General features: G+C 45.2%; 16 protein-coding genes. 10 read left to right on the top strand and 6 right to left on the bottom strand.

What is annotated here, in order from left to right:
* The first annotated feature begins 8 nt into the window (after window positions 1–8).
* The 5 genes from leuD to thrB all read left to right on the top strand — a co-directional run bounded on the left by leuD (window position 9) and on the right by thrB (window position 5,316).
* Window positions 9–614 carry a 3-isopropylmalate dehydratase small subunit gene (leuD, locus tag JI667_RS08975; protein ID WP_206852253.1) on the top strand — a complete coding sequence of 202 codons (606 nt, stop codon included), beginning with the start codon at window positions 9–11 and terminating at the stop codon, window positions 612–614.
* A complete protein-coding gene (ilvA, locus tag JI667_RS08970; RefSeq protein ID WP_244668264.1) occupies window positions 614–1,597 on the top strand; it encodes a threonine ammonia-lyase in 984 nt (327 codons plus the stop codon). Before leuD ends, ilvA begins: the two co-directional genes overlap by 1 nt.
* Before the next feature lie 436 nt (window positions 1,598–2,033).
* Window positions 2,034–3,332: a homoserine dehydrogenase gene (locus tag JI667_RS08965; protein WP_206852252.1), complete on the top strand. Its 1,299-nt coding sequence runs from the start codon at window positions 2,034–2,036 to the stop codon at window positions 3,330–3,332.
* Entirely contained in the window at window positions 3,329–4,390 is a 1,062-nt protein-coding gene (gene thrC, locus JI667_RS08960) for a threonine synthase (RefSeq protein ID WP_206852249.1), read from the top strand. The genes JI667_RS08965 and thrC overlap by 4 nt, the downstream gene beginning before the upstream one ends.
* Window positions 4,387–5,316, top strand: coding sequence for a homoserine kinase (gene thrB / locus JI667_RS08955; protein WP_206852248.1), 930 nt, complete (start codon window positions 4,387–4,389; stop codon window positions 5,314–5,316). The genes thrC and thrB overlap by 4 nt, the downstream gene beginning before the upstream one ends.
* A gap of 97 nt (window positions 5,317–5,413) precedes the next feature.
* Here thrB and JI667_RS08950 read toward each other — a convergent pair whose 3' ends face one another.
* The gene (locus JI667_RS08950; protein ID WP_244668263.1) at window positions 5,414–5,719 is read right to left on the bottom strand and encodes an AbrB/MazE/SpoVT family DNA-binding domain-containing protein; all 306 of its coding nucleotides are present in this window, start codon (window positions 5,717–5,719) and stop codon (window positions 5,414–5,416) included.
* 179 nt (window positions 5,720–5,898) lie between these two features.
* Here JI667_RS08950 and JI667_RS08945 point away from each other — a divergent pair, with 179 nt between their 5' ends.
* From JI667_RS08945 to JI667_RS08935, 3 genes are all read left to right on the top strand, one after another.
* Entirely contained in the window at window positions 5,899–7,071 is a 1,173-nt protein-coding gene (locus JI667_RS08945) for a cation:proton antiporter (RefSeq protein ID WP_206852246.1), read from the top strand.
* Window positions 7,072–7,135: 64 nt separating this feature from the next.
* Window positions 7,136–8,458, top strand: a complete 1,323-nt coding sequence (locus JI667_RS08940) for an ATP-binding protein (protein WP_206852244.1) — start codon at window positions 7,136–7,138, stop codon at window positions 8,456–8,458.
* A 14-nt stretch (window positions 8,459–8,472) separates the two neighbouring features.
* Entirely contained in the window at window positions 8,473–9,606 is a 1,134-nt protein-coding gene (locus JI667_RS08935) for a DEAD/DEAH box helicase (protein ID WP_206852242.1), read from the top strand.
* Window positions 9,607–9,664: 58 nt separating this feature from the next.
* Here JI667_RS08935 and JI667_RS08930 read toward each other — a convergent pair whose 3' ends face one another.
* Entirely contained in the window at window positions 9,665–11,272 is a 1,608-nt protein-coding gene (locus JI667_RS08930; RefSeq protein ID WP_244668262.1) for an amidohydrolase, read from the bottom strand.
* A 155-nt stretch (window positions 11,273–11,427) separates the two neighbouring features.
* Here JI667_RS08930 and JI667_RS08925 point away from each other — a divergent pair, with 155 nt between their 5' ends.
* A complete protein-coding gene (locus tag JI667_RS08925; RefSeq protein WP_206852238.1) occupies window positions 11,428–11,973 on the top strand; it encodes a GNAT family N-acetyltransferase in 546 nt (181 codons plus the stop codon).
* A gap of 1,119 nt (window positions 11,974–13,092) precedes the next feature.
* On the opposite strand, the gene JI667_RS08920 is transcribed toward JI667_RS08925, so the two are convergent.
* Window positions 13,093–13,326, bottom strand: a complete 234-nt coding sequence (locus JI667_RS08920; RefSeq protein ID WP_206852236.1) for a hypothetical protein — start codon at window positions 13,324–13,326, stop codon at window positions 13,093–13,095.
* A 258-nt stretch (window positions 13,327–13,584) separates the two neighbouring features.
* Between JI667_RS08920 and JI667_RS08915 the strand changes: the two genes are divergently transcribed.
* On the top strand, window positions 13,585–15,837 hold the full coding sequence (locus JI667_RS08915; protein ID WP_244668261.1) for a UvrD-helicase domain-containing protein: 2,253 nt from the start codon (window positions 13,585–13,587) through the stop codon (window positions 15,835–15,837).
* A gap of 73 nt (window positions 15,838–15,910) precedes the next feature.
* Here JI667_RS08915 and JI667_RS08910 read toward each other — a convergent pair whose 3' ends face one another.
* The 3 genes from JI667_RS08910 to kynU all read right to left on the bottom strand — a co-directional run bounded on the left by JI667_RS08910 (window position 15,911) and on the right by kynU (window position 18,086).
* Window positions 15,911–16,048: a hypothetical protein gene (locus JI667_RS08910; protein WP_206852233.1), complete on the bottom strand. Its 138-nt coding sequence runs from the start codon at window positions 16,046–16,048 to the stop codon at window positions 15,911–15,913.
* A gap of 109 nt (window positions 16,049–16,157) precedes the next feature.
* On the bottom strand, window positions 16,158–16,781 hold the full coding sequence (kynB, locus tag JI667_RS08905; RefSeq protein ID WP_206852232.1) for an arylformamidase: 624 nt from the start codon (window positions 16,779–16,781) through the stop codon (window positions 16,158–16,160).
* Window positions 16,782–16,802: 21 nt separating this feature from the next.
* Window positions 16,803–18,086, bottom strand: coding sequence for a kynureninase (gene kynU, locus JI667_RS08900; protein WP_206852229.1), 1,284 nt, complete (start codon window positions 18,084–18,086; stop codon window positions 16,803–16,805).
* Window positions 18,087–18,196: the final 110 nt, after the last annotated feature.

Here is an 18,196-nt window from a genome sequence, read left to right as displayed (position 1 = left end):
TGAACCCCATGGCAATCAATCATGTGGAAGGCAAGGTTTTTCCTCTCAGGCGAGACAATGTAGATACGGATCAAATCATCCCGAAGCAATTCCTGAAAAGGATCGAACGTAAGGGCTTCGGACAGTATTTATTTTATCATTGGCGGTTTGAAGATGATGGAGAATCCTTAAGGAAGGACTTCTTATTGGATTCACCACGATATCAGGATGCCGAGATTCTCATTGGTGGAAAGAATATCGGATGCGGCTCCTCAAGGGAGCACGCACCGTGGGCTCTTCAGGACTACGGGTTTCAAGTGATCATTGCAAAAAGCTTCGCTGATATTTTTTATAACAATTGTTTGAAAAATGGGATCCTGCCCATTCAGCTGGAAGAAGCAACAGTGGATTCACTTCTGAAAAATGAGAGTCAGGTAGATTTATACAAAATCGAGGTGTCCCTTGAGCATCAGACGATCTGTGATTCAGAGGGACTGAGGGTCACGTTTGATGTCGATCCTTACTGGAAGACGATGCTATTAAAGGGACTGGATGAAATCGATCTGACACTGGATTACGGAAACCATATCGAAGACTATGAAAAAAAATATGAGGTGAGTGACTTGGGAATTTAATGGATAACACTGAAGTTGTAGAGGCGATGGAAAGAATCAGTCATCAGGTGCATCGAACACCGTTAAAGCAATCATCAACGCTGAATGCGTTCACAGGTGGAGAGGTCTATTTAAAAATGGAGAATCTGCAGCGGACAGGATCATTCAAAGTTAGGGGAGCCATGAATAAAATCTTGTCATTGTCTGACGCGGAAGCGGAGAGAGGCATCATTGCCGCATCGGCAGGGAATCATGCCCAGGGAGTGGCACTGGCCGCCTCTAAGCGAGGGATCCCGTCTAAAATCTTCATGCCGAAGCGGACACCTTCTACAAAAGTTGCGGCAACGAAACATTACGGAGCTGAAATCGTTTTGACAGGAGACACCTATCAAGAAGCCTACGGGGCAGCACTAGAAGAGAAAGTCAAAAAAGGCTCAACGTATGTTCATGCATTTGATGATCATAAGGTGATGGCTGGACAAGGAACAGTCGCACTGGAAATGCTTCAACAACTCAGTGATCTGGACATGATCCTCGTCCCCGTAGGCGGAGGGGGCTTGCTTGCAGGGATGGCACTGGCCGTGAAGGCCTTTAACCCACGGGTGCAAATTGTGGGAGTGCAGGCACTGGGAGCACCTGCCACGTATAACTTTTTCACAGGAAGAAATAAAGGGACCCTGGAGCATGTTCACACCATTGCAGATGGCATTCTCGTCAAGAAGCCCGGGGAACTCACATTTCCGATTATCCAGAAATATGTAGACGACATGGTCACGGTGACGGATGAAGAAATCTCTTACAGCATCATGTTCATGCTGCAAAGAGAGAAGACCCTGGTGGAAGGAGCAGGAGCCGCGTCCCTTGCGGCAGCCATGTGTCAGAAGGTACAGGTGAAGGGCAGGAAAGTGGGCTGCGTCATCAGTGGAGGGAATGCTGATCCAAGCAAAATCCCTGTGTATCGGGATTTATCCAAAATGGCCAGACAGCTTCATCATATCGTGTAAAGGAGGGGCGGCTCTTAACTATGGAAGTAGTTGGGGGTGGTCCTCTGTTTTTAGCCATTTGGTGCGGGGGTTTGTGGGGTTCCTATAAATGGTAAATGACGCAATCACTATGTGAATTGACGCAATGGCTCACTAAAATGACGTAATTCTCTACAAGCTGGGATAGGGAGTGCTCGGAGGAAATGAAGAAAATGCCGCAACAAGCCAAAAAGAGACCAACAAATCATAGGTGATCCTTAAAAAGACAAATCCAGCATATGTTTTTCATGGAAATAACTAGAATAATTGAGAAATATCACAATCAATTAAACTTGAAAGCTCTTACATTTCTGAAAATACGCAAAAACCTATTGTAATAGGTAATTTTTTCAACTATAATGTCCACTATATAAGAACAAATGTACACCAGAAATAAACAAACGGAGGTTTTCGGCTTATGGAATCAATTTCAATTGGACTTTTAGGACTCGGCACGGTGGGAGCGGGAGTGGTGAAGATTATAGAGAATCATCAGGATAAATTATCCCATCAAATCGGCTGCCCGGTGACGGTGAGAAAAGCCCTTGTACAGGATTTAGAGAAAGATAGAGGACTCGATATTGAAAACAGCATACTAACCTTAAATCCTGAGGAAGTCCTGTTTGATCCTGAAATTGATATTGTGGTCGAGGTCATGGGTGGAATTGAAGCCACGAAGGAACATCTCCTCCATGCTTTAAACGAGGGAAAGCATGTCGTGACGGCAAATAAGGACCTCATGGCTCTCCACGGACCGGAATTATTGAGAGCTGCATCGGAAAACGGCTGTGATTTATTCTACGAAGCAAGTGTCGCAGGAGGCATCCCGATTTTAAGGAGTTTAGTAGACGGCCTGGCTTCGGATCGCATCACTAAAATGATGGGAATCGTAAACGGAACGACGAACTTCATTTTGACAAAAATGACCAAAGAGGGACGGACCTTCGATGATGTCCTGAAGGAAGCCCAGTATCTTGGCTACGCTGAAGCAGATCCGACGGCGGATGTGGGCGGGCTGGATGCAGCGAGAAAGATGGCCATCCTGTCTACATTAGGATTCTCCATGAACGTGGACCTTGCCGATGTGAAGGTGAAGGGCATCACGGAAGTAACGGGTGATGACATTCAATATGCCGAGCAGTTCGGTTATACGATGAAGCTCATCGGATACGCCCACAGGGAAGGGGAGAAGGTTGAGGTAAGTGTGGAACCGACCCTCCTTCAAAATGAACATCCCCTCGCCTCCGTACACGACGAATACAACGCCGTTTACGTTTACGGGGAAGCAGTGGGGGAAACGATGTTCTACGGTCCCGGGGCTGGCAGTCTCCCAACGGCAACAGCCGTCGTATCCGATATGGTGGGGATCATGAAGAATATGAGACTGGGGGTCAACGGTAAGAGTGCCGTTAATCCTCAATTCCCGAAAAAGTTGAAAGAACGGAATGAAATTCATTCAAAATACTTCCTGCGCCTGCATGTACAGGATGAAGTGGGCGTATTAGCCAAACTGACATCCATCTTTTCAAATCATGGAGTCAGTTTCGAGAAGATCCTGCAGAATCCTCTGGAAAGTGATGAGTTTGCCGAGATCGTCCTGGTGACACACAAAGCATCACTGGATCATTATGAGGATATATTGATGGAGTTGAAGGATTATGAAGCGGTTCATTCGATCGAAAGTTCATATCGTGTAGAAGGAGGAGAAAAAGGATGAGATGGAAAGGGCTACTGGAGCAGTATAAAGAACATCTTCCATTAAATGCGGATACTCCCCTATTAAGCTTGAATGAAGGAAACACTCCGCTGATCGAGCTGAAGTCCCTGTCCCGGGAATGGGGCATCGAGCTTTATGCCAAGGTGGAGGGAGCGAATCCGACAGGCTCCTTTAAGGACAGGGGAATGGTCCTCGCGGTTGCGAAAGCAGTGGAAGCCGGCAGCTCGACGGTCATTTGTGCTTCAACCGGCAATACAAGTGCTTCCGCTGCGGCTTATGCTGCAAGGGCAGGAATCAATTGTATCGTAGTCATACCCGAGGGGAAAATCGCTCAAGGGAAATTGGCCCAGGCCGTCATGTACGGAGCAGAAATCATTTCAATCGAAGGGAATTTTGATGAAGCTCTTGAAATTGTTCGTGAGTTAGGTCAAACGGAATCCGTCACCCTGGTGAATTCAGTGAATCCATATCGGCTGGAAGGGCAGAAGACGGCGGCATTTGAGGTCATCGAAGGGTTGGGGAAAGCCCCTGATGTGCTGGCAATCCCAGTTGGGAATGCCGGTAATATTTCAGCCTACTGGAAAGGGTTTAAAGAATATTCGGCTCAAAATAACTCTACCCTGCCGAGAATGTTTGGCTTTGAGGCTTCAGGAGCCGCAGCTCTCGTTCATGACCGGGTATTCCCGCAGCCTGAGACGGTTGCGACTGCCATCCGGATCGGAAACCCGGCAAGCTGGACGTTGGCCGTCGACGCTCTGAAGGAATCAAATGGTCATATCGACGAGGTGACGGATGATGAAATATTGGAGGCGTATCAGTTGATGGCGAGGAAAGAAGGAATTTTCGCAGAACCGGCATCCTGCGCATCCATTGCGGGAATCAAGAAATCGTTAGAGAAAGGTTTGCTGGAAAAAGGATCGAAGGTAGTCGCGGTATTGACGGGAAATGGCTTGAAAGATCCGGTTACGGCCATGGAGTGCAGCCCGGTCACACCGGTGAAATTACCGAATGATCGTGAAATGGTGAAGGATTACATTAAGGGAACAATCGGGGTATGAAGGGGGGACGCTCTTGGAAAATCGTCGTCCCGGGAAGTACGGCTAATTTAGGTGCCGGTTTTGACTCGCTGGGATTGGCGTTGGACCTGTATTTAACCGTTGAGGCACACGAAGCTGATGAATGGAGGGTGATCCCCCTGTCAGCTGCCCTCGAAGTGTTTCCTTCTGATGAGTCCCATTTCATTGTAGATGTAGTGAAGGAAGTATGTAATCAATATGGAGTGAAACCTGCTCCGTGCCAATTGTATATTTCAAGTGAAATACCGTTGACAAGGGGGCTGGGTTCCAGCGCAGCGGCCGTCGTGGCTGGAGTGGAGCTCGCTAATGCCTTGTGCGACCTGAACTTAAAACAGGAGAAAAAGCTTTCCATTGCGAATCAGTTTGAAGGTCATCCTGATAATGTGGGGGCGTCACTTTATGGGGGATTCATTGTTAGCTGTCAGCATGAAAAGGGAGTCAACATCATAACGGTACCTGACATTCCGATTGACATAGTATGCGTCATCCCGAAAGCGGAGCTGAAAACATCCGATTCAAGAAATGTCCTTCCGTCCACTCATTCATTTGCAGAATCCGTGGGGGCTGGAGCCATTTCGAATGTACTTGTGGCAGCGTTTTTGACCGGCGATTGGGATATGGTCGGGAAAATGATGAAGCGTGATCGATACCATCAACCGCACAGGAGAAAGTTGCTCCCCCACTACGATGTCGTAGAAGAAGTGGCGGGACGATTCGGTGCTTTCGGTGTCGCCCTGAGCGGTGCCGGCCCGACGATTGCCTGCTTCGTGGAACGGGAAGCAGGCGAATGGCTTCACCGCCAGCTTGAACAAATCTTCCCCTCCATGGATGTCCGGAAACTATCCATCTCCCAATCCGGCAGCAGCATCACCCTCCAACAACCAAAGGTCCGTCCCTCATCGCTTTAAAGGAGTGAGGGACGGACCTTGCTTTTTATTGCTTTCTGCTCATGGAAGGACATAGTAACAACGTGGAAGTTCTAGCTCGAGACAGTCTTGGCTTTCGCTATTTCTCCCTGGTGATTATAAAGCAATTTTCTTTTTCATTTATGTGGAGGCAGTAGGATGATTGATCAGACATTCCCATTTCTTCCCGGAGTTCCTTTGGGATATGGACAGTTCCTTTTTCTGAGATGTAACGCTTGTTATGAGTGGAATCTTTCACAGCTCGTTTAATATAGAGGCATTTGTTTTGATAGACGAGTTCTGCAAGCATGCCCGGGAATAGCCCAAACTGCTGTCTCCATTTGTGGGGAAGGGTAATCGTGCCACTTTTACTGAATGGTTTGCTTCCATACATCAAGCTCAACATGATGCTCCACCTGCTTTCCATTTCCTTGCTTCTCTTTTTACCATTTACATGGAAATTAAACACAATTTTGAAAAAATAGGAAGAAGGTTAGGGGGGAGTTTAGTAAAATATAATGAGTGGAAATAAACTTGTAACTGGAGGTGTGAACCATCGAACCTATACATATTTTATTATTGCTTATGATTGGTTATAGTGTGTTTACCTTTGACAAAAAGAAGAAAAACATACCTGTGCCTGTCGTATTACTTCTCATCGGAATAGCTCTCTCGTTTGTTCCAACGTTTTCAGGTGTCACCCTGACAAAGGATATTATTTTCCAGTGGTTTCTCCCTGCTCTTTTATTTATATCCGCGTATCAATTTCCGGCAAAGTCCTTAAAGAAGCATGCTGGAATCATCACTCTGCTAAGTACGGTCGGTATTGTCATCACGACGTTATTGATGAGCCTTCTCACGTATTACGGTTTGCATCAATGGATCCCTATGACCTACGGAGAAGCTTTGCTGATTGCAGCGATCTTGACACCAACGGATCCCGTTTCTGTGGTCTCGGTTTTGAAAGAGTCTTCTAATAGAGACGACATAGCCGATGTAGTGGAAGGGGAATCGATGATCAATGATGGCACAAGCATCGTTCTCTTTACGGTGGTGGCCGGAATCTACTTTGGAGGAGAAACATTTTCCGTCTCATCTTTCATGGGGGAATTTCTATTGGTTTCCGTCGGAGGAATCGTGTTGGGTGTGGCACTCGGATGGATGGCGAGTAAAGCGATTCATTTCACGACAGATTCGAGATACCAGATCATGCTGAGTATCATCCTTGCTTACGGAACCTTTTACGTGGGGGAAGAATTGGGTGTATCAGGTGTCCTTGCCACTGTATCCTCTGGAATCATGCTTTCTTATGAATACGGAAAAACGATAAAGGAAAATCACTTCAGGAAGGATCTGGATGGATTTTGGACTGTTATTGAACCTACCATTCTAACCTTTTTGTTCTTATTGATCGGGATCCAAACGACACGATATTTATCCCTCTCCTTAACCGGGTGGATCTTCTTCCTTTTTGTCCTATCATTATTTGTTCGCTATGTTATTATTATTGGTGTTGTAAAAATGAAAGAAACGTGGAGAAAGGCGTATGGATGGAAGGAAGTATTTATTCTAACCTGGTCGGGGATTAAAGGCACGATGTCGGTTGCTTTATTATTAGGTTTAGATGATCAGGGTCCCTTTCTTCTGCACTCCTTAACATTCGGAGTCATCATGCTTTCTCTCGTAATACAGAGCGTGGGAATCTATCCCTTATCGACCTTGTTACTGAAAGGGGAAGGTAAGGGGAAAGATTATTGATAAATTGGTAAGAATTGTGAAACCATAGGAGAAAGATTATCTGAATGTAGGTGACCATCCTGGAATGAAACAAGCAAAAGACATTGCCGTAAAAATTACCATCACCTATGTACTGTTAGGAATTCTATGGATTATTTTATCCGATTATTTTTCTATGACTCTTGCCCATGAAAACCTTACTATGTATATCTACTTTCAACGATATAAAGGCTGGTTCTTTATATTAGTGACGGGCGTGATCCTCTTTTTATTGGTCTACCGGAGGACGTATGAACTCGTTGAATCGACTGAGAAATTGACGGATAAAGAGAGACAGCTGCAGATTAAAAATCAACACTATCACTCTTTATTCGAACAGAACCCCGATGCAGTCTTTGAATTGAGTCTGGACGGTGATGTCATGTCTGTCAACGGAGAGGCTGAAGGATTACTTGAATCGACATATGAAGAATTGAAAGAAGTCAACTTCAGCAAATTCCTGCATGGGGAAGAAATGAAACGTGTCACAGACTATTTTTTCGAAGCGTTCAAAGGATTCGCCTCTACATTTGAAACCGCTATTCATTTGCCCAACAGTAAAAGGAAGATTCTGCGCTGCTCCCTTGTTCCGATCATCGTGAATAAGAACGTTACAGGGATCTTTGCAATCACCCGGGATATTACCCATATTAAAGAAAATGAAGAGATGGTTGTCGCATCTGAAAAGCTCTCGGTCATAGGGCAATTAGCAGCCGCTGTGGCCCATGAAATTCGCAATCCGCTTACATCCCTTAAGGGGTTCATTCAACTTATGCAGAGCACGAATACCATTAACCACAATCATCTGGATATCATGCTGTCAGAGGTAGATCGAATTGATTTAATTTCAGGTGAGATGCTGATCCTGGGAAAACAGCAAGAAATCCATTTCCTTTATGAAAGGCTGGATGATATCCTAAGGCAAGTATTAGTGTTGATGGAAGCCCAGGCCCATCTTGATAATGTGTCCATTTCTTATGAGAATTTATCTGAAGAACCACTCTATGTATTGGGGGAATCCAATCAGCTGAAACAAGTTTTCATCAACATTATCAAAAATGCAGTGGAGTCCATCCCTGAAGGCAGAAGTGGAGAGGTCTCAATCACATTGGTCCGCAATGGAACGGACGCTCATGTGATTGTAAAGGATAATGGTGTGGGAATGGAACCGGAAAGAATCGAGCACCTGGGGGAACCCTTTTACTCTACGAAGGAAAAAGGGACGGGTCTTGGTCTCGCTGTTTGTCAAAAAATCATCGAACGACATAAAGGACATATACACTTTAAAAGTGAAAAACGAAAAGGAACGGCAGTGGAGATCACCTTACCTGTCAAGGAAAGTAATACTCCATCCAACTTTGCCGATTAGAAAGGACGAATTGAATGAATTCAATATCAGATAGTATACATTCCCCGTCACTACAGAAAAACTGGGAAGAATCAGGGTTTACTTCCTTTACTCCTGTACAGGAAAAAGTTGTGCCGGTCATCATGGAAGGGAAGGATGTCGTATGCGAATCGCCGACAGGGACCGGGAAAACTCTTGCCTATTTGCTGCCGATTATCCAGGCCATTGATCCGTCGAGAAAACAGGCGCAGGCCGTCATCCTTGCTCCATCAAGAGAACTGGTCATGCAGATCAACCAGGAAATCCAGAAATGGGCGAAGGGGACAGACGTAACGAGTGCTGCCTTCATTGGTGGAGCAAATATTAAAAAGCAGGTAGAGAAACTGAAGAAAAAGCCGCATATCGTGGTCGGAACTACCGGACGTATGATCGAACTGATGAAAATGAAAAAGCTGAAAATGCATGAAGTGAAAACGATCGTCGTGGACGAATTCGACTTGATGATCTCAGCAGAACATATCCGGGAAGTGAAGGATATCATTAAATCGACTCTGAAAGAACGTCAGGTTCTATTCTTCTCTGCAACATTATCAGATGAAACAGAACAGGTAGCACAGTCTCTGCTACAGAACCATGAAATCATTAAAATGGAAGCGAATCTGGATAATCCGAAAGTGGACCACGTGTTTGTGTATAGTGAATTGCGGGATAAAATGGAAGCCCTCAGAAGCATATCTTACTTCAAAGGGATCAAGGCACTTGTATTCTTCAATCAACTGGAGAAACTCTCTGAAATGGAAGAGAAACTTAAATATAAGGGAGTCGAGCTCGAAGTACTGGCAGGGGAATCCAACAAGATGGAGCGTAAACAATCACTGGACCGCTTCCGCTCTGATAAAGTGTCCATGCTTCTCACAACAGATGTCGCCGCACGTGGTCTGGATATCACAGACGTTACACATGTCATCCATTTCGACTTCCCGAGTGACACAAAGCAGTATATCCATCGTTCAGGAAGGACCGGACGGATGGGGGCAGAAGGAACCGTCATCTGTCTCGTCTCAAAGCGCGAGCTGAGCTTCCTTGAGAAGCTAAGCAACGAACTCAACCTCCCATTCAAGGAAAAGACGATACGAGGCGGGGGCCTGCAGGACCCGGAAACAAAATAGCATACGTTAAAGGTCCGTCCCTCATATATGAGGGACGGACCTTTATTGTGTTACGTAGCTACTTTCCAAACACGATCTCACCGTCCATCATGGTCAACCACACATTTGTCTCAAGGATAGACTCTGCCTCCCCTTCGAATGGATTTCGGTCCAACACGACCAAATCTGCTTTCTTTCCCTCTTCGATTGTTCCTAAATCATTCTCTCTGAAGTTTCCATAAGCAGCCGATTTCGTGTAATGAATCAGGGCATGCGCCAATGAGATTTTCTCTTTTGGATTCCATCCGCCGTAAGGAGTACCATCTTCATGCTTACGGGTGACAGCCCTGTAAAGGCCCAGCATAGGATTCAAATCCACAATCGGATAATCCGTGCCGAACGCGATGCTTGCGTTATGCTGCTGCAAGGATCCGATTGGCCATGTGAACCTTGCCCGTTCTTTTCCGAGTCGGTCCAGATAGGCATGAGTGTCCATTGATCCCGACGTAAGGTGCTCAGGTTGGATGGAAGCGATGACCCCGAGTTTCTGAAACCGTTCAAAGTCATCCGGACTGCAAACCTCAATATGTTCAATCGTATGCCGGGAATCCCGTACTCCATTCACATGCTGCACATGCTCATACAGATCCAGCCCCATCCGTACTGCCGCATCCCCGCAAGCGTGAAGGCGGATCCGGATTCCTTCCCGGTCAGCGTCCTCTATCAACTGGCGGTACACTTCGGGCTCATAAATGGTACCACCGGTTTCTGCAGGGCGGTCAGCATATGGCTGCAGCAAATACCCGGTATAGGTAAGGGGGACCCCATCCAAGAATTGTTTCACTCCTGAAAATTGAAGCTTATCTGAATGATACTTATCCCTGTAATCGATGCTTCGTTCAAGATCTCCGTCCATCACATCCAGAAAATGAATGCGTGTCGTGAGCTTCCCTTTTTCCTCAAACTGCCTATAGAAAGAGGGATCACCCAACGTATAGCCGGGAAGGGGCAGCATGTCGGAAACGGAAGTGACCCCGAAGGAAGAAGCCTTCTTCAGCATCCCATCCATCAATCTGAGTTTCACTTTCTCGTCAAAGTTGAAGGCTTTCACCACGTATTTAACAGCTGTCTCGTACAAAAAACCTGTAGGATCCCCGTTCTTATCTTTTTCAATCTTCCCAAAGGGAGGCTCGGGTGAATCCCGGTGAATCCCTAATTTCTCCAGGGCGGCCGTATTCAGCCACGCGCTATGAGCTTCTTCATTCAGGAGAACGACGGGTCGGTGTGGGACATATTGGTCCAATGAATGACGGGTGGGGAGCACCTGTCCCGGCCAGCGTACATGATGCCAACCGAACCCGAGCACCCATTCCTCATCGGGGTGCTTTCCTGCATAGTCTGCCACCATTTTTGCCGTCAAATCTTCTGTAGAACCGAAAGTCAATTGGCAAAATCCTTCAAACATTGCACCTAAAAACCAATGAAGATGAAAGTCATGAAATCCCGGCGCTACGAGTCGGCTTCCGACATCCCATACGTCAGTACCAGGTCCTTTAAGAACCTCCATCTCAGAACGGGGGCCAACCCCTATGATCATATCCCGTTTGACAGCGGCAAACCCATCTATAGGGAAAGCTGCATTTCCGGTAAATAAAGCAGTACTTACAATGATTTTATCGGCTTTCATCGCCATTCCCATCCTTTTTTATCTGTTATATCGATTGTAACCAGATAAAGGAAAGAACACAAATTGTGTTTTTATGAAACTTTCCCGATTAAGAAGGCATTGTAAAATCCCGTGTTGAATTAATAAGTAGAACAATAAGAAAAGGAGAATGAACTATGCTGACACGAACTTTTCCGGTCTTGGAAACAGATAGATTCCGTTTACGACAGATGCAAGAGGGAGATGCTCCCAATGTTTTTGACTATTTTTCTAAAGATGAAGTAACACGCTATTATGATTTGGAATCTTTCCAAGAGGAAAAGCAGGCACGGGACATCATCGATAAATGGAACGGAAAGTTTCATGTTAATGAAGGCATCAGGTGGGGGATTGCTTTAAAAGGCTCCAACGAGATCATCGGCAGCTGCGGTTTTCATCAATGGGAAAAAGAACATTTTAAAGCGGAGGTGGGATTTGAGGTTCATCCAGCTTATTGGAGGCAAGGGATAATCACTGAAGTATTGCAGCCCATCCTCCGATACGGATTTGAGGAAATGGCCCTTAATCGCATAGAAGCGTACTACGATCCGGAAAATACGGCATCCAAGAGAAGTCTGGAGAAAGCAGGCTTTACGTTTGAAGGGGTCTTAAGGAAAGCGGCATTTGAAAAAGGCGTCTTTTGCGATGCGGCCGTCTGCTCTTTATTAAAAGAAGAATTTTGACACAAATTTAAGACGCTGCTTATGCCTATACCACATAAACAGCGTCTTAACTTAAGTAAACCTTATTCAATTAACTTTACTATCCTTTCTTACTAATACACATACGTAACATTCATTTAACATTTAAATTAATGGTCTTGCATGGTTTATTAGTTTATTTTCCTCTTCCGCTGATTTTCCCACACGCCCACATGTTACGAAGATAGTTTTCACGGGCTATCTTCTTGCGTACCATGATGTTAGCATGCTTCGCTTACACTCTTCATTGGAATCATCTCCTGAAATAAGATTGCGCATTCCCGCATATCCACACATCTTGAAATCAGTTTTCACGGGCCGATCTCAAAGGCTAGATGTGATGCTGATATGCTTTGCTAGCTCACTTCATTGGAATCACGCCTTCCTTTAAAGTTTGTGTTTGTAAATCATTTATTAATTATATATTAACAAATTATAAAATTAATGCAAATGTTCAGAATAATCAATATAGTGTGGTTTTGGGTGTTTTTAGAATTGGAATAGGTGTTTATCTCGGTTTATCTTATTTTTTCTTGGTTTTTTAAAATCTTATCTGAAATGATTTGGGGATGGTCGTTGAATGAGTGGTCTATTTATATGTGGACCGTTCCTTTTCGCTGCAGGTGCTCGCTTTCCGCGGGGCTGGCGTTGAGCCTCCTCAGCCTGTGGGATCTCACCTGTCCAGCTCCGGCGGCTAGCCCCTCGAGGTCATAAGATGAATGGGCTAAGAAGGCAAAAGAACGCCTTCTTAGCCCATTCATCTTATGCTTGTCGGGGCTGAGCAAGCCGCCTCCGCTTTTCGTGCTGTCCAGCTCCGGCGGCTAGCCCCTCGAGGTCATAAGCTAAATGGTCCAAGAAGGCAAAAGAACGCCTTCTTAGCCCATTCATCTTATGCTTGTCGGGGCTGAACGAGCCGCCTCCGCTTTTCGTTGTTTCCCGAGGGAGTCGAGCACCTTCCGCTACAATCCACTCTATGCTTCTGCAAAGTATCATTAATTAGGAGTGGATAATCCAAACACCAAATTCTTTTTAACAAAAGTTTTGAGGGTAACTTTAAATCTCTTAATTTTAAATTAATTCATGACACGAGTAAAACACTCATCAATCCAATCTCCTCCTAAGATAATTCTCCTCCAGATCCATCTCCCGGTTGACTAAGAGTTCCATTTGTTCAAGATGATGGGTTTCGACGACGGGATCGAGGTGGGACCAGTGGATTTTGTTGATGAAGTAGTAGTTTCTGATTTTCCTGAGGATGACAAGGGAGTGGGGGAAGTGATCGAATTCTGCTTTTATGCTGTTGAAACGGGTAAAGCCCCATTTTGTTAGTTTCATCGTTTATCACCTAATGTTTTATTACCTTTTTTTACAATATGTTAATCCCCTGGGAGCATATCCAATTTAAACAAACGTTTGTTTAGTACTTCAAAACATTTATTCTACTAGGGTTCAGTGGATTAAACAATCGTTTAACAGTATTTACATATCCAGTAGTCCATCCCTTCCACCATGAGATTGTCATTGCTATTCACAAAGGGCTCTTGTTATGATGAGAAGGTTATGAATCGTAAAGAAAAGCTAGGAGAATGAGCTTTGAATAAAGTATTGACCAACTATTCTATTTATCCATATGAAGCGGAAAAGAAAGAAATCCCCGTGGCGCCACTCCATAAAGGGGAGACCACGAATCATCTGATATCCTCCCATGAAGAGGATGCTTTTTTCTTTCGGACGTTGGAAGAAGCGGGCATCCACTTGAATGCATCCCAAATGGAAGCGGTACGGCATGTGAAAGGTCCATGCCTGACCCTGGCAGGTGCAGGGACAGGGAAGACAACGGTGCTTGTCTGCAGGGCAGGATACCTGATGAAGGTAAAGGATATTCATCCCAGAAATATTTTACTCGTCACGTTCACGAAAAAAGCGTCGGAAGAAATGAAGCAGAGGATCTCAAACCTGCCAGGTACGGAAAATGGGGGACAGGTTCATGCCAGCACTTTCCATGCTTTGTTTTTATATCTATTAAGATCCCGTCATTATACACAGGAAGTGATCGGGAATGAGAGATATAAACAAATCATCTTGAAGCAGATTCAGAGAGAAATGAATATCTATGATCCTTATGATGCCGAGACGCTCCTTGCAAAGCTCTCTCATTATAAATTGAATCAAAAAAATATCAGGGAACTTCCGCAGAAATCCAAGTCAGAAAAAGAAGTGCGTGACATTCTATTGAAATATGAAGAGTGGAAGCGTATGAATCATAAAATGGATTTTGATGATATCTTGACTGAGGCGTATCAATTATTACTGGGTAACCCAAACCTGCTGACTTCTCTTCAGCATCGTTTTCAGTATGTCATGGTCGATGAATTCCAGGATACGAATCTTGTACAATACGAGCTTATCAAATTGATTGCGGCTCACCGGAACTTGTTTGTGGTGGGGGATGACGATCAAACGATCTATACCTTCAACGGGGCCCGAAATGAATTCATTTTGGACTTTGATGAAGAGTTTCCTGATGCGAAAGTCGTGACACTAAAAGAAAACTACCGTTCAGATGCCTATATTATCGGGTTGGGAAATGAAGTGATCGGGCGGAATGAACAAAGACGGAAAAAAGAATTGATTGCTACCAAAATCGAAGGTCAAAAGCCTTTATATTCAAGACCCGCAACGGCAGATGAAGAAGCCGTCTGGATTACGGAAGAAATTCAAAGACTGATAGATGAAGGATACACGTACAGGGACATGACGGTTCTTCACCGCACCATGAGCAGCGGCCGTGCCGTGTTCGAGCAGTTGCTTCTAAAGGAAATTCCCTTCACTCCTTATAATCAGAAGGATTCCCTTTTCTATGAAAACTGGACGGTGAAACCGGTTGTGGATTACTTACGATTATCGATTGTTCCGAGGAATTTCTCATCGATGGAATCCATCCTGCCCACGCTTTTCATTAGAAGGGATCGAGGGATGGCTCACATTTTGGAAGAAGAACAGAAAGAGAGAAAGAAGTATCCCCTCATTCACTTGACGACTTTATCAGGGCTTAAGCCTTTCCAGGTGAAAAATATCAAGGAGCGGATGAAGTTTCTGAAGGCGATCGGTGAACAATCACCGGAAACAGCCATCAAACGTATCCGGAAGGAATTCTACCATCAATACATCGATGCCCAGGAATCTCATGTCGTAACCGAACAAAAGGAACTCATCAAAGAAATGCTGGACGAGCTTGAAGGTTCGGCAAAGCGCTTTGAAACGATTTCGAGCTTCATTACGTTCATAGATGAGATGAAAGCAAAATATGAGGAAATCTATTCGAATCAAAGAGGCAATAAGGATACCGACAGCGTTTCCCTTATGACGATTCACAGGTCAAAGGGGCTGGAGTTCCCTGTCGTGTTTTTAATCGGGGCCATCGAAGGGAATCTCCCCCACAGTTCAGCCCTCAACGCCAATAAGCTGGAGGATAAGGTCTACAAGGATCCGAATCAAAAAGAGAAGGCCTCCGGTGCAGTGGAAGAAGAAAGGCGCCTTGCTTATGTGGCAATCACAAGGGCGAAAGAGAGATTATTCATTTCTTCCCCTGCTTATTATCAAGGGGAACAGCGGAAGTCCTCGCGGTTTATCGCGGATTTATTCAAACAGATCCCCCATGTGGACCAACAGAAGACATCTAAAAAGGCGAGAAGCGGTAAGATAAGTAAGATTCTGGCATGGATTTGCACAAGCCCTGGGTGCATCGCATGGCAGAGGCCGGAAACCCATGAAGACACGGATTCCAAGGTTTGTCCCCTTTGTTCAAGCTCCATGAAGCTTGGGGAGAAGGAGATTACGGAATAAAAAAAGCCCCGGCGTCCTTGAAACACAGGATACCGGGGCTATTTAGCGGTTTTTATCTACTTTTATAAGTCCCTCACTGCGAAAAATCATCATCACGCGAATCAACCTTTTTGGAATCATTCGAATCCAATGCCTGCCGTAAGAAATAAATAAGTATACTCATAATGATTCCAAGTATGACGATAAAACCGATGGTGATCGTAATTCCCATAAACCCCACTCCTTTTTCTAGCTATCAACGTCTACTATTAGTCTATGAAAAAGGAGTGGAGATATATTCGACTTCAAGGACAAAAACCATTCAGTCAGAAGAAAATGTTTTACTTTCGATCGATTAAAACGGCGCGAACCGGTGATCCGTCCCCTTCTTTAAGGGGAAGGGGCAGGGCCACAAGTTCGTATACCCCGGGGTTCACATGGGAAAGGTCGATCCCTTCCAAAATCCCGATGTCATGCTCCCGAAGAGAATGATGGGCATGTAAGTCCTTACTATCCAAGGGATCTACGGAAGGAAGATCCACCCCAATCAGATCAATCCCCTTTTCCTTTAAAAAAGGGGCAAGTTCTTTATGGATAGGAGGGATATGCTTGGGGAATCGAGCGGGCTCCTTCCATGCATCGGTTTTGAAAAGTACTTTCTTTACAGAGGTAAAGTCGACCTTCATCACCTGCTCAGGACCGATTTCCGACATATCCTCTACTGAAACCACGATAGCCGGTCCCATGAATCGCTCAAGTGGCATGTCGAGGATCCGTTTCCCATCACTGTCAAAGTGGAAAGGAGCATCAACATGGGTCCCTGTATGCGAACTCATCGTCAGCTGACCGACGTTTACGGATCCGGTTTCCTCCTTCGTCCAATTCAATGAGAAGGAAAATGCCGTGTCACCGGGCCAGACGGGTGTTCCGTTGTAGAGCGGTCTAGATATATCCATGATCTTCATGATTGCACCATCCTTCCTGCGTTACGCAACAACATTCCGCGTATTTTCAAACTGCTTATATTCTTCATTTTCCATGATTCCCTTCAGAATTTGAACGGTTACCCATACATCTTCGTAGGACGAATAGAGGGCGACAGGAGCCAAACGGATCACGTTAGGTGAACGGAAATCAGGCGTCACCCTGTTTGCTTTCAAAGCTTTACAAATTCTTGCTGCCTCCTCATGCTTTAAACTGATATGACCACCCCGGCGATCATCTTCAAGAGGGTTGCAAAGGGTGAATCCAAATCCGGAAAGCTCCTGTTGGAATACGTCCATCATGAATCTTGTAAGAGAAAGGGATTTTCTTCTCAGATTCCGAATCCCGGCTTCCTCAAACAACTGGAGGGAACCGAGTAAGGGGGCACTGCTCAGGATATGGGGCGTGCCAATTTGAAAAGCCCCGGCTGATTCAGCGTGCGTCAAGTGGTGATCCATATCAAACTGTGCCTCCTTACGGGAACTGAACCATCCGGACAGACCTGGCTTTTTCCCTCTATGCCGGTTATGGACGAATAATCCCCCTACACCACCTGGTCCGCTGTTTAAGTATTTGTAATTGCACCAAACCGCAAAGTCCACCCCGTCTTCATGCAGCTGGTGGGGAAGGGCACCGATGGAATGGGCAAGGTCGAATCCGATGACGATACCACGTTTGTGGGCTTCAGCCGTCAATAGCTTGATATTCAGCAGCTGTCCACTTCGATAGAGAACGGACGGTAATAGAATAAGAGCCATTTCATCCGTCATAAGCCCGATAATGTCCTCTTCTCTTAATGTATAACCGTCTGTGCTTTTCACTTGTATTAAATGGTCGTCTGGGGAATATCCCTTTAATTCCAGCTGGCTTTGAATTGCATAGATATCCGAGGGGAAAGTCAGCTCATCTGCCAGAATCTTGGTGCGTTTTCCAGCAGGTTGATAGAATGTGGCGAGTAATTGATGAAGATTCGTCGTGATGGAACCTGTCACAATGACCTCTTCCTCTTCTGCTCCCACTAGAGGGGCAGTCATCTCCCCAAGTTTCTCGGAATAATAGAACCACGGCTCCTGACCGTCCATCCACCCATCGATACCATGTTCTTTCCAATCATTCAAAGAGGTCAGCAATGCCTCCTCAGCCCGCTTCGAAAGCAGTCCTAAAGAATTCCCGTCCATATAATAGTGATTTTCCTTTAAATAGAATTCGTTGCGGAATGGAGCAAGTGAGTCCTGTTTGTCCAGCTCACGGGCATGTTCCAGGGTTAATTCATCTTTATGTACCATTCAAATCCCACCTTCAACAGTCTTACCCAAATGATAATCGAAATGATTTGAATAGTAAAATAATTATTGGATAGAAAATATTCATTTATGAATAAATTATTCAGAAGTGT

The organism is Bacillus sp. NTK074B, assembly GCF_017303375.1.
Taxonomy (GTDB): Bacteria; Bacillota; Bacilli; order Bacillales; family Bacillaceae_B; genus Rossellomorea.
The sequence above is the reverse complement of the archived record's forward strand: the minus strand, read 5'-3'. Positions and strand labels throughout refer to the sequence as shown.